A 263-nucleotide genomic window follows, 5' to 3' on the forward strand; every position below is an offset into this window, starting at 1 on the left:
GAAGGATTTCCGTTTGCAGGAAGATTAGTAACTGTATCAAATACAGAAAAAGGACTATTTATTCCAGTCCCTTTTGATATGTTAAGGGATGCAGGAATAACTGAAGGTTCACAGGTAGAGGTATGGGGCTTAATTGATGGTACGGTTTCGATGCGAATTGCAACTAAATGTCAATTTTGTGGACGCGGTGCGAGATTATATGACTTAGATATGGGTCCAGTAAAAAGACAAATTTGTGCAGAGGATTACTATAAGTTAACAGG

The 263-nt window shown here is 38.4% G+C and carries 1 protein-coding gene; it reads left to right on the top strand.

Annotated elements, in window-relative coordinates; translation table 11 throughout:
• Positions 1-263 (top strand): hypothetical protein (locus ACQGSG_RS29430; RefSeq protein ID WP_426948807.1); only part of this gene is annotated, 263 nt, incomplete at both ends.

The organism is Bacillus sp. GMa5/1, assembly GCF_050172015.1.
Lineage (GTDB): Bacteria > Bacillota > Bacilli > Bacillales > Bacillaceae_G > Bacillus_A > Bacillus_A cereus.